The organism is Gilliamella sp. ESL0405 (assembly GCF_019469205.1).
GTDB lineage: Bacteria > Pseudomonadota > Gammaproteobacteria > Enterobacterales > Orbaceae > Gilliamella.
In genome coordinates, this window is record NZ_CP048265.1 from 150,097 (window position 1) to 162,338 (window position 12,242).

The following is a 12,242-nucleotide window of genomic DNA, read 5'->3' on the forward strand; positions in this document are numbered from 1 at the left end:
ATTTACCTATTTAGCTGTTTTAATATTGTTTCAAATGTTTTTTCGTTACCATCAAATGGAATTACTTGCTTGATAGCTTTACCTGGACCTTTACCTTGAGAATAATCCCATATATTAATATGAGTACCTTTTTCAGGATCAAAGTCAACTCGCCAACCTATTTTTCCGTCGTTTGATTGTCGACCAATTGTTTTTCCATAACCCGCACTAATTTCAAGTCTTCCTATAACTGGTTTTGAGTCGACACCTAAATCACCAACAATATTTAAAGCATTGTTCCTCGCTTGTTCCCAACTTTTTACAGGCTTTAATGTTTGTTCAATACTTTTCCCTTTACTTGCTGCATCAGTAAACTTACCAAAAGCAGCAGCCGAAGCTAACATCAATCCATCATCAAGACTTAATTCATTATTGCGAATTTGATAGGCAATATTACTTATATCAGGACCTGAGCCGAACGCACCTAATACATTATCTTTAAGGAATTTTTCCTGAATTTCTGTATCAGATAGGCCATTAGCGCGCCATTCATCTAGTAAAATTCTAGTTCTTATTTCGTCAAGATATGGATTACCAATTAATCCACTTGGTGTCCAAAACATTGATGATGCATCATAAACATCCCAATCAATAAATGCATGACCATACTTATTATCAACCTTACCTTGCTCAACGCCAGCAAGCATTGAATTAGTATACCATGTTACAAATTGTTCATAATCTGCTTTAGTTAATTCACCAGATCTATACAAATCAACCAGTTTTTGACCAGCTTCTTGTTCTTTTAGGATATAAGTATTATAAGCATCATTTTTACATTCGCTATCATTACATCCTATATATTGTAGTTGTAATTTATCCACCTCATCATAACCTACAATACCTTTAATTTTTTCATAGAGTTCTTTACTTTCTTTATCAAGTTTTTCGACGCCCCGTTCATTACTCAACAAGTTATTCTCAACCGCATTCTTCCCGGCAGCAATTGCCGCACCGGCAGCGCCGGTATCACCGCCACCGGCGGCAATCGCCAGGCCGGCTGCCAGCTGGGCGAGGGCGCTGATGTTTTGTTTTTCGGCTTCGGTTAAGTCTTTAACGTCTTTACCGTAGAGTTGCTCACGAATCAGTTTTGCCGCCAGCTCACCGACAACCGCTCCGGCCCCACCGGCAATCGACGGGCCACCTTGCAGCTCAGCAACAACGGCGCCAAGTATCGCATGGGCAATTAAGTTGCCGGCGATATCATCGGTCACCCAGTTACCTTTTTCATCTTGATGACCGGTATGCAGTTTGATTTGCTCGGCAATCCACGGCGCACTGGCACCCGCCAGACTACCGGCAATATCACCGGTGATCACCCCGGTTACAATCGCCATAGCGGTATCAATCCCTTTACTGACATTACCGCCCATTGTGCCCAGATTTTTATCTTTATTGGCTTTTAGCTGAGTATCAACCAGCGCGTAATAAATGGAGTCTTCATTTGCGCTATAATATTGTTCAAATGAGGCGTATTTCGCTTTTTCCTCATCACTTAAATGTTTATATTGCTTTTCTGCTTCCGCCCGGATTAACGCATCCTTGTTTTTATCCACCTCTTTTTGTGCCTCAATGCGGTCATATTTCTTCACCACACTTTTAGCCTGTTGGGCAATATCTTTAATCAGCTCAACCGTCTCAATTTTATCCAGCTCTTTTTGCTTATCAAAAATCTGTTTGAGCGGATTATTGGCACTGTCCGTATCCCGGCTTAAGCCGTTAATATCCTGTTTTTGCTGGTCCTGATTGCGGATGATTAACTCGCCTTTTTCCACCGCTGATTTGGTGGTGCTTGAGTCACTGTCACTGTCTTTAAATGCCGTTGGCGCACCGGGACCGGCCGTGCCACCACTAATGGCAACATGGGTCACTTTAAAGTCAGCTTTATTTTTAATATCACTGAAGCTGATAGTGCCGGTATCAAGTTTGTTTTTACTGGTATCTTCCGCTTTCGAGGCAATCACCGCGCCTTTTAAGTCCGTGTTATTGCCGACCGTAATATCATAGCCGCCTTTACCGGCAAAGATACCCGACTGGTCAGTCACACTCGCCCATTTACTTTCCATTTCCGTGGCCGATAACGAGCCGTTCGCACTCACCCCACCATAACCGGCGGTGCCGCTGACTGAAGCACTGATTTTTTCATAATCATAATTATCGGTATCTTGCAGTGACTGAATGTTAAGATTATTGCCCACATTCATCTTCACCGTATCCCCTTTTAACTGACCACCGACCACATTCACATCATGACCGGTTTTGATATTGAGTTGATTTTTAGCATCAATCACACTCTCGGTCCAGGCACTGCCGTCAGCGTTTTCCCGCTCCCGACTAAAGTTACCGTTGGCTTTAAACCGCAGACCACTTTCATCGCCACCAAACTGAAGCTGAATGCCCACGCCACCGCCGTAGCTTTTCTCATCCCGGTCACTGTGCTGCGTATTGACCGCACCAATCACATTCACATCCCGGTTAGCGGTCAGATTAATATCATTGCCGGCTTTCACCTCACTGCCTTTTAAGGTGATATCCCCGCCTTGCTCATTTGCATCACCGGTTGCGGTGATATGAATATTCTGCCCGGCAGAGACCCCGCTACTGATAACATTATGTTGCTCCTGATTGACCTCCCGCTCAGTGCGCTGCGTGCCCACCATCACACTGACACCGATTGATGCCTGTTTTTGACCTTGCTGATTTTGCAGCTGCAAATCTTCAATCGCTTCAAGTGCGGTCAGCGCAGATTTAATCGATTGCAGGGCTAATAACTTATCATTGCCTTTCTCTTTCGCCCGCTCAACCGCTTTGGCCGCTTCATACATATCTGCTGCCGTACCGGTTAACGCAATGGTCAGTCCGGATTTCTCATAAGTGTACTGCTCGTTATAGGTGGTTTTGGCATCAAGTGCCTCGATAGCCACATTCTCACCGGTTAAGTTCACATCCTGCTTGGCAATAATATCACTGCCTTTGACGGTAATATCCTTACCGGCCTGAATGCTCACATTACCCTCAGTGCTGCCGACGGTACTGCCTAAATAGGCTTGCTCGCTATCGGTCTGTTTCAGATTTTCTTTCTCATGACCAATGGTCACCCCGATACCGCCGCTACTCATCAGCCCGGATTTTTTCGTCTTTGTCTCTTGTTTACGGTAATAAGACTCCTCGGCGGCATCAATATCAATATTATTGCCCGCCTTCAGATTGACATCGTGAGTACCGACCACCTGACTACCGGTGACACTTAAATTATTCCCGGCGGCAATAGTGACACTATCGCCATAGAGCTGACTGCCTTTTTCGGTGGTATTATCGATTTGCGTCTGCGTGGTGGTGGTCGTTTTATTTAAAAAGCCTTTGCTTGAACTCTTATGGAACTCATCTAACTCAAATCGCTCAGACGACGTCCCGATAGCGATATCATTATCGGCATAAAGCCCTAATTGCTTACCGGCAGCAATATCGACCGTTTTGGCATCAATATCATGCCCGGCACTTAACGTCACATTATTGGCGGCACTGATTTCACTGCCAACGACATTGTGTTCATGGCTTTTACGATAATGTTTGCCGCCCCCTAAATCTAACTTCTCTTCAATCTCAGCGGCAGTAAAGCGAATATCATGACCGGCGTGCAACGACGTATTGCCTGTCTCCGCATTATTAATAATCCAGCCGGCTTTAGCATGAATATCATGCCCGGCATCGATAACAATATTGCCATTATTCACCTGAATGATACTGGCCTGGTCGATATTGGTGGTGACATTATTACCACGGATTTGCGTGCGGGTACTGGACAGAAGATTGATATCATTATCGGCAGATAAATAAACCAGCTTATCACCGACTAACTTCCCGTAATTGGTAATATCATTTTTTGCATCGATTGCCACCCGCTCACCGAATACCGTGCCACTATTGGTGACATTATTGCCGGATAACTGAATATCTTTTTTCGCATTAATTAATCCACTGCTATTAAGCGCCTGACCTTTAATAAAGACATTATCACCGGCAATTAACGCACCGTCATGGCTGAGCTCAGTGCGGTTAACAATGTAAACCTGCGGCACTAAAACATCGATTGCTTGATTATTAATGACCACCTGCTTTTTCACCAACAAAACCATATCAGTGGTTAACGCTTTCATCTGCTCAGCAGACAGCTCCACCCCCGGCGCAATACCGTATTGATTAGCAAAGCTAATACCGGCATCCATTAAGGCTTGATACTGCGCTAAATCATTTTCATAGCCTTGCAAATAGCGATGACCGGTCAAACCAACGATTTGTTCCTTAATCAGTTGTTGCTCATAATAACCGTCACCTAAGCGCTTAAGCACCGAGTCCGGATCGGCTTTTAAGCGACTTAACATATAGTCTGAACTTAACCATTTCTTACGCTGAGTAAAGTTAGGGTCGGTTTCAATAATATAATTTTTATCGGTATCTTTATTGACGATCCATAAACTGTTATCCGGCAGGGTTAAATTAGGCTCATAAATGCTGATAGTTTTAGGCGGGGTGATATCCTTATCGGCGGTGGCTAAATCGGCATGATCCGCCTGTTGGCTTTGCTGATTTAAATGGTCATCAATATTATTATCGACAGGGGTATTTGCAGAGGTGATAACCTCCTGTTTATCGATTGTCGCGTTAACCGCCGTGGTATTATCGTGCCCAAAATGCGGGTTATCAATCTGTTTTTCGTGTTGCTTAGCTGAATCTTGAACAGGCTGATTAATATCAACATGTTGATGGGTATTTTCAACCGTTGTTGGTTGACGAGCGGTATCGTTTAATTGAGCCTGCTCAAATATTTGATGATCTAAAATATTCGTATTTAATGCATTATCAATAACGACTTCATCGGCTTTTGTAAAATCTCGCTCATAACATCTATAGTCATCTTTGTGCTTATGAGTACGGTGATAATACTTCCCGGAATAAACATATTTTGTGACAGCCTCTTGCGAGATATTGTTTAACTGATCGACATTAATATTGACATTTTTACCGGCAATAATTTTACTGTCGTGATTATTTAACGTTTGTCCTTGTATCGTAATATTACCGGTGGCGGTGATTTTACTTGGATCTGTTTCGAGCAAAACCGTATGATATTTCTGTTTATATATATCATATTCCCAAGAGTTTACGATTGCGTGTACGCCTTTAGATTTCGCACTAAACCTTTGTAGTATCGATTCACGGTTATGTTTTATATAATCGGGAATGTCGTTCCAACGATAGTAGCATCGACCCCCCTTTTTATCACAATAAAACCCTTCTAGACCTTTAATACCTTCAAAATACAGATCAATATTCCATATGCGAAAAAGTACGTCCTCAGGTAAATATTTGGTTTGGCCGTCCCCCTCTGCCGTTTGAAAATAAAGTTCATGTTCCGGAGGCTCGTCACTTTGGCGCATTTCAGTGACAATATGGTCATTAATATTATTAATGACCTTCGCATTAATCAATAAATTGCCGTGTGATTCAATGGTTGCTGAATGGTTTTCAATCAGTTCGGCTTGACCTTTTACATTGTAATGTTCATCAAGTTCGCCGCCAATAATAAAATCACCCAGACTCAATAACTGAGCATGCGCATAGTTATTGAGCGTATTGACCCCTAAATGAAAATTTTGTCGGGCAGCAATGACCGGCGCAGTACCATTTTGTGCCCGATTATTCAGCGTTATGGCGTTAATGGCTAAATTATCGGCATAGATTCGACCGGTTTGTAAGTTATTTAATGTGTTACTGTCAATAATTGCGGTTGTGCCATTAATTAGGCCATAGTTGGTGGCATTTTGATGATTTAATGCCAGATAATCGGCACTAATTTCTGCTTGTTGTTCATTGATAAGTTGTTGGCTTTTTAAGCTGACTTGTTTGCCGGCTGTAATTTTGTTTTTATTGATGATGTCATGTTCACTGCTAATCGATAAGTGACCATTCGCGGTAATTTCACTGTCATTAACAAAACTGTCTTCTAACTCAAGCGATAAATCATTTTTCGTTTTAATCGTACCATTACCACGAAATGATTTTGTTTTGAGCAATAAGTTGTCAGAGAGTAAATAACCTTGATCGTTATCAAAGTCCTTAGCATCAATAATAATTTTATTATTGGCGGTTAAACTGGCTAACTGATTGTTTAAAGCGTTGCTTTCGAGCAGGATATTTTCTGCCACATAGTGAGATTGGCGGTTATTAATTTGCTGTGCCTTAATATCAACAAGACCATTGGTTTTAAACGAGGCGGATTGGTTATCAATATTGATTGCCTGTAATGAAATACCGTTATTAGACAATAATTTGGCATGTTGATTTTCAATATGACCATTTAATGAAGCGAGTTTAATGGCGCCACTAGCGGTCAGCTCAGCAAAACGGTTGTTGATACCATTTGCCACATCGAAAGTAATAGTGTTTTCCGACACCACATTGGCCGACTCATTATCAAGCGTTTCAGCATTTATGTCGATATTACCTTTGGCTTGTAAATCAGCTTGTTGGTTATTGATTTGATTGGTTTGAATCGATATCGCTTTATCCGCCACTAATTTGGCATTTTGGTTGGCAATGTCGTCAGCCTTAATGGTCAAATCGCCTTGCGTTAATATTTTTGCTTGTTGGTTATTGAGTGTTTGGCTTTCAATATTGGTACCGTTTTTACCGGAAAGCAGTAAGGCGGACTGATTGTCAAATTGATCGGCTTTGACCGCAATTTCTGTTTGCGATTGTAATGTTGCATTAGCATTATTCAGTGCTTTGGTGGCTATTTTTATGGCCGCATTTGCCACTAAAGTCGCATTAGCGTTGTTAAACGCCTGATTATTGATCGTTATTGCATTATCGGCTTTAAACACGGCGTCTTGATTATTGAGTTTAGTTGAATCAACGGTAATTGATTGACCGCTAAATAATTTAGCCTCGGCATTCTCGACGGTTTGTGCCTCGATCGTCATATTGTCTTTAGCACTCAACGCCGCTTGATCATTATTCAGTTGCTGGCTGTGAATAGTTATGGATTGATCTGAAACAAGTTGAGCCCCTGAGTTATCAAATTGGTTAGCGTTAATGTTGATATTCTGCTTCGCCTGCCATTTAGCCTGGTTATTAATCAGCGTTGAGGCGTCAACATCGATATTGCCTTGTGCGCCAATTTCACTTTCCGTGGTATTGATTTGCTCAGCGCGAATTTGCATATTTTTTTCAGCAACCAGTTGGGCATTTTGTAACGCTAAAACGTGCTGTGTATTAATTTGCATATTGCCTTTACTGCCAAGCGAGGCTTGATTGAGTGAGGCGTTTTCACTGTTGATAGTGAAATCACCTTCAGAAACATACTGCGCAAGGTCACTGCTAAGTTGCTTGCTTTTAATCTCAATGCCTTGTTTAGCCTGAATCACACTCGATCGATTATCCATAACATCGCTGGTTAGATTAATGATGCCATGACTGGATAATTGCGCTTTTTGATTATCTAACTGGTTGGATTTTAGGGTAATAGATTGCACACCCAAAAATCGAGCAGCGCTGTTGATGATGTTATTGGCATTAATACTAATTTTACTTGCCTGAATTCGCGCTTTTGTGTTGTCGAGATCCTGGGTATTTATGGCCAGATTTTTGAAAGATATTAAGGTTGCTTCACGGTTATCTAACTGCTCACTGTCAATAGTCAGGTCTTTTTCAGCCTGAATATTGGTGTATTGGTTATTAAAGTATTTGGCGAATATTGCAACATGACCGCCACTGATCCATTTGCCGTCCTGGTTATTGAGTTCGGTCGTGTTGATCGTCATGCCATTTATGGCATAAAGCGTTGAATGATGGGTGTTGGCTTGTGCCGCTGTCAGATTCAGTTGTTGGTTAGCGTACAATTGACCACGGTTGAATGATGCCAGCTTTAAAGCTTTAATGGATAGATCTTTGGCCGCTCTGATAACCGCATCGTCAGCTTCAATGGTCGTGGCGTCCAAATTGATTTGACCGTTGGATAAAAACTCACTTTTGGTTAAGTTCTGTTGCTGACCGCTAACGTTAATATCGTCCTTAGCACTGACAGAAGCATCGGTTAAATCAATTTGCTCACTGTCTAATGCAATGATGCCTTCGGAATAAAGAGTTGCGCCTTTGGCACTCAATTGCTTTTCCGCATCTAATGTTATGTTAGTATTCCCATACAAATAACTGTTGTTGGTCGATAACTGCCGGGTAGAGAGTAATAAGCCATTATTGGCGACCAATTTAGCGTTATCATTGTTGATTTTTTCAGAATAAACCATGATGGATTTATCTGATAAAATTGTACCAAATTGGTTGTTAAATAATTGATAAGCTGAAATGTGAATGTTGCCGGTACCTTGCAATTTACCCTTTTCATTAAACAGGTTATCACCGGTCAGGCTGATTTCCCGGCCGCTGACTAAGGTGGCGCCTTGATTATTTAAGCGATTAAAGTAGTAATTAATCGGCCCATTCGATCGGATAAAGCTTGAAGCGTTTTCGATGGTATTGGCTTCAACATAGATATCTTGCCCGGCTTGTATATTGGCTTCTTGCGTGGATAACGTTTGTGCGGTAATTGCTAATGATTGCTCAGTAACGGCCTGTAAATTATCCATAATGGCGTTATTTGCCGATAGTGAAATTTCCCCTTTAGCACTTAAGTTACCCGATTGCATCTGCACATCATTGGCCTGGATATCAATGGTACTATTAGTGTTAAGGTCTGCTGCTTGCGCTTTTATTTGATCTGCTTTTAAGGTGATAGACTCTTGCGCTAACAGTTGGCTATGGTCGGCAGTGAGCTTATTGGTTTGTATTTCAATCCCTTGTTTAGCTTGCACTGTGGCGTTATCAATATCGATTTGTTGGTTATTTGATAACTGTAATTGTTGCTCTGTCTGAATTTTTGCCGAATTGAGAGAAATATTCTCTTCACCGGTCAAATGCAGCTTATTGGCATAAGTTTGACTGTTATTCAGATTCAGATTGTTCTTGGCATTGAGCGATAGTGTCTGGCCGGCACTGTTTTTACCGTTGAAATTGATGTCATTTGCGGTGCCGGAAATATTACCTTTATTATGGATCAGTTTTCCTTGCTCATTAATGCCGGCGGCAACTCGACTTGCCTCAGTGCTGTCGATTTTTTGGGCATTTAAGGTAATATCATGTTGAGCGATGATTGCCCCTTCATTGGTGATCGCATTTTGACTATTTAATTTAATATTTTGTTTACTGTAGATCTGACGGCGATTAGTGATATCTTGCTGACTGTTTAAGGTGATATCTTTCTGCGCTTGTAATGTACCGGTATTAATAATTTTTCCGTCTGCACGAATCACGATATTATCTGAGCTTGCGCCAAGTTCGCCGGCATTGTGTACCCCAACGCCTTTTTCGGTACCAATCATGTTGATTTGACCGGCATACATGCCGCCAAATTGTGAAACATCGATCGATACTTCGGGTTTATCTTCGGTATGAGTACCGTCTAACGCAGTAACGTTTTTGGTATCACGGCTGACTTGATTTTTACCGGTGATAACATTGGCTTCATTTGCCCATACCGCAGCATTAATCGATACTGAGCGGGCAATTAAATCGGTATAGCTTTGCGTTGAGCCATCGAGCCCTTTACCGGTGACATTAATATGTCCTTGTTCAACCCGGTAACCGGTTAATTCACCATTATCGATAGTCGGGGTACCGGTGGTTAAGGTGCCTCGATTAGCGTTAATAAAGCCACAGCCATGACAGGTAATACCCGAAGGGTTAGCGATAATCACTTGCGCTTTTTGGCCGGCAACTTCAATCACGCCATTTAGTTGGCTTGGATTACGTGAATTGACTTCATTTAAGATAATTTTAGCCGGACCGGTTGTTTTTAAGTTTTCATTACCTTGAACATAACCGCCAATCTGGGTTTGATTGATTTTGCTGCTGTTGTTTAAAATTACCCCTTGCTGTGAGACATCAAATTGGGTGTATTTATTGTGTGAAAGACCTTTATTATTCGGCGTTTGTATATTAATTTGGGTGACACCATTTGCCGCCGAGATCACTTGCGGTTGCTGATTTTTATTTGCCTGATTATCAACAACAATATTATTACCATAGGCTGGTGAGATGATAGATACAAAGCCTAACGAGATAGATACGAATAAGCTTATCGGTTGCAATGCAAATAAACAGGATTTGAATAATGATTGTTTATCTTCTTTATTGGCTTTTTCATGACCATTAGGCGTTTTAGCAATATCGGCGACAACCATTTGGATACCGCGTTTTTTATTAAAAATGACTCGATATAGGTGCTTATTCATTTTTTAATTCCTTCATTCCATTCTGTTTATTACTTATTTCCATGTATAACTGGTCGGGTATACGATGTGTAATTCACGCAATACTCAGTTAATAATTCCAATTGATATTAAAACCTAACGTCAATGGATTGGTTTTAAATCCTTTCGGTTTGCGAATTGGCTTACCGGCAAAGACGTCATAATAGAATCCATAATTATTGCCCCGCACACCAACTACGCCACCGGTTAAATGTCGGCCAAGCAGGTACTCACTTTTGGTACCGGATACTTCACCGGTATCAATACCCAGATAAGGCTCGTGATTAAGCGGTGCTTGCCAGGCAAACTCATTACGTAAATACCAGCCTCGATCGGCTTTCAAGGTAAGCTCGCCATCAAAACCGCGTACACTCCAACGTCCGCCGATTGAAAACTGTTCAGGTGAGGTTAAATCCCCGCCTCGGGTATATTGCCCCTGATAATCTAATCGATAGCGAAACGGTTGCTCAGCCAAACTAAATGGGACATTGGCTGAAAAGTTAACTAAAAAGATCTCTGACAGGGGACTGCCGCTATTTTCCGGGCTTTTTTCTTCCGGTGCTTTTTTAGCATTAAACCAACGTACGCCTTTTTGGTAAGTTATACCCGCATCTAACGTGATATCTTTAATATAGTGTCGATGCTGTAAACCCAATTGCCAATGTGTGGTTTTGCGCTGTTGAACTTCAAGCTCCGTATTATTGATATAGTTATGCGATTGGCGCAGTGAAAGGCCATAGCTTAAGGTTGTTTTTTGTGACTCATTACGGTGAATAACGCGGCTAAGTTGGATATTGGCATTACGGCTGCGCCCACTGTACTGATAATTGACATTTTGCCCGGCTACAGTTTGATGATATTTATTACCGGATAATGATGTATTGAGCGTCCAATAGCCGAAAGGTACCGAATAGGACAATAAAAAGTTACGGGAGCCGTATTCGCCTTTTCCGTTTAAATCATGTCCTATTGATCCATAAAACGAATCACTCAATGATAACAGGTTGTCCAGATATAAAGTGGCACCGCCCTGATCACGACCGGTAGCTTTGGTGCCCGAGTCATCAATCGATAACCCTAATCGCCACATTTTTGTCTGCTTGCGACTAATCATAATATCGCTTTCACCCGGCTTATCACCCGGGACTAATTGCATTTGCGTGCTGACTGTTGGTATGCGCTGAAGATTTTCAAGCCCTTGCTCAATATCACGTAAATTTAAGATTTTCCCTTCTCTTGCCGGCATCGCGGTGTAAAGTTGCGCATATTTATCACTGTCATCGGTGTAGCGTATATGTCTCACTTTACCTTCAACCAGGAGTAATTTTAACACCCCTTGGGTTAAATCCTGCTCCGGCACAACCACTCTTGTTGTAATATAGCCATAGCTGACTAAGCGATCTTGAATGGCGCTCATTAAAATGTTCACCCCTTTAGCGCCTAAACAGCGATGCTCTGCTTGTTGGGCAAGCTTGTTTAAAGGAACAAACCAGGGTAATTTATCACGCTCAAGCAATTGAACCTGATCAATATTGAAACACAAAGACTCTTGCGGAAAATTTAACACATTGACACTGGTTGTCGGCGGAAGCAAATGAATATCGGGAGCAGTGGTATTTAATGATTCTTCTAAAGCCTTTTGGCGCTCTTGTTGATGAATCAGTTGTATATCACCCAACTGTTGCGTAGCAGGCAATTGAGCTAATGCTATGGGTGATGTTAATACGATTGTTACAGCCGCAATACAGCTATGTTTAAATAAAAAATCCATATAAAATCAAAATTTAATAAAAATCCTTTTTTGGAATATTAACATATGACTAATAAATAGTCTAT

At 41.5% G+C, this 12,242-nt stretch carries 2 protein-coding genes; both read right to left on the reverse strand.

What is annotated here, in order from left to right:
- Positions 1-2: 2 nt before the first annotated feature.
- Complete coding sequence (locus tag GYM74_RS00710) at positions 3-10,388, reverse strand: hemagglutinin repeat-containing protein (protein ID WP_220218610.1); 10,386 nt, start codon at positions 10,386-10,388, stop codon at positions 3-5.
- An 88-nt stretch (positions 10,389-10,476) separates the two neighbouring features.
- Positions 10,477-12,177 carry a ShlB/FhaC/HecB family hemolysin secretion/activation protein gene (locus GYM74_RS00715; protein ID WP_220218611.1) on the reverse strand — a complete coding sequence of 567 codons (1,701 nt, stop codon included), beginning with the start codon at positions 12,175-12,177 and terminating at the stop codon, positions 10,477-10,479.
- Positions 12,178-12,242 lie beyond the last annotated feature (65 nt).

Bases quoted from the DNA above. Each gene is read 5' to 3' on its own strand.
- GYM74_RS00715 (WP_220218611.1), bottom strand. From the start codon at position 12,177: ATGGATTTTTTATTTAAACATAGCTGTATTGCGGCTGTAACAATCGTA.
- GYM74_RS00710 (WP_220218610.1), bottom strand. From the start codon at position 10,388: ATGAATAAGCACCTATATCGAGTCATTTTTAATAAAAAACGCGGTATC.